1 pseudogene is annotated in these 1,774 nt (G+C 62.5%); it reads left to right on the top strand.

Annotation, left to right across the window (positions count from 1 at the left end):
- Positions 1 to 1,774 (top strand): annotated as a pseudogene (locus ACRXB1_RS35490) (translocation/assembly module TamB domain-containing protein); the annotation flags it as partial.

Genomic DNA, 1,774 nt, shown 5'->3' with positions numbered 1-1,774 from the left:
AGTTTGTCGAGCGTGACGTCGCTGATCACGAGCTGGATCGGCAGGCGAAGATCCCTCGGCAACTCGATCGGGCCACTGCTTTTCGGCGATGGCGCGATCTCGACCGGCTTGCGGCTTCGCAACGTTCGCTGGAAAGGCACCGACGGTACGGATGTCGCCGTGGACAGCGTCTCCGGCCAATGGGCGCTGACGCGCGCGCCGTTGCGTTTCACCATCGATTATTTGCATGTGGGAACGGTCGACGCCCGGATCGCGCCATCGCCGAAAAGCAGTGGCCCGATCGAGTTGCCGAGGGATCTTCGCCTGCCGATCCAGCTCGTGATCAGCGACGTCACGCTCGACAAACTGCGTCTGCATGACGGCGCCACGACGACAGAATTTTCGCGCCTCGCTCTATCGGGTCACAGCGATGGCCGCCATCACGCGGCCACCGTCCAGCGTCTCGATACCCCCTTTGGCGCCGTCACTGCGGCGTTGAAACTCGATGGCGGCGCGCGTCCGTTTCCCTTGACGGGAGACGTCGGATATTCGGGCAAGGTGAGCGACGAAACCGTGCAGGTCGCCGCGCGCCTGACGGGATCGCTTGAGAACCTGACGGCGGATATCGATGCAAGCGGCATGAAGCTGAAGGGCAATGCGCACGTGGAGGCCGAGCCGTTTGGCGTGGTGCCGCTCAAGCGTGCGCTCGTCACGGTGGATCATGTGAATCCGCAGGCGTTCAGCGCGAGCGCGCCGTTTGCGGATCTGGCGTTGCGCGCTGAAGTGAAGCCCGATCCGGCTGCGCCCGACGCGCTGGTGGTGACGGGGCCGGTTTCCATTGTGAACGCGAAGCCGGGTTCGGTGGACAAGAAACTGATCCCCTTGATCGACGCCCATGCGAATGTGAAGCTCGACGCTTCTGAGCAAACCATTTCAGGCTTGAACGTGCGGCTCTTGAAGGACGCAACGCTCACGGGTAGCGGAACCCTCAAAGACGGCAAGGGCGAGTTCGACCTGAAAGTGGCGAAGCTCGACCTGAGTCAGATCGAATCGACCATCCGGCCGACGCAATTTGGCGGACCCATCGGCATCAAGCTTGCCGGCGATACGCAGATCATCACGCTCGATCTGAGCGACACCAAGGCGGCTTTGCGTGCACAAGGCAAGATCACGCTCGATGCCAAGCAGACCGCCTTCGATGCCGTGAAGGTAAGCGTGGGGAAGGGGCATATCGAGCTGAGCGGCGCGCTCAAGAAAGACGTGCATTCGAGCTACGACGTGAAGGCAAAGATTGTCGATTTCAATCCGTTGTTGCTGTCCGACCGGTTGCTTGCAACGCCGCCGCCGGCGAAGGGTGCAAAAAAACCTGCCGCCAAGCCACGCACAATAGAAGCGCGTGTCAACGGCACGCTTTCCGCAACCGGCGTGCTCGCGCCGACGCTCACCACCAAAGCGCAATTCAAGCTCGGCGAAAGCGTCTACGACAACCTGCCGCTCACCGGCGCGGGCACGATCCAGGTCGTGGGAACGCGCATCTTGCCGAGCAACGCGACGCTTTCCATCGCGGGAAACAACGTCGATCTGAACGGCAGTTTCGGCGCGCCGAGTGACCGCTTGCGGTTTCGTATCGATGCCCCGCAACTCGAGCGGCTGGGCTTCGGTTTGGCGGGTCTCGTGAAGGCGGACGGCGATCTCACCGGTTCCTTCGCGCATCCGAACGTGGCCGCGAACTACCAGGCCGACAGCGTGGTGTTCGGCGCGAAGGAACCGGTGAGATCGCCGTCCGCCTTCACGA

The sequence above is a fragment of the Caballeronia sp. M23-90 genome (assembly GCF_053574605.1).
Note: the sequence above shows the minus strand (reverse complement) of the source record. Positions and strands in the feature narration are given on the sequence as shown.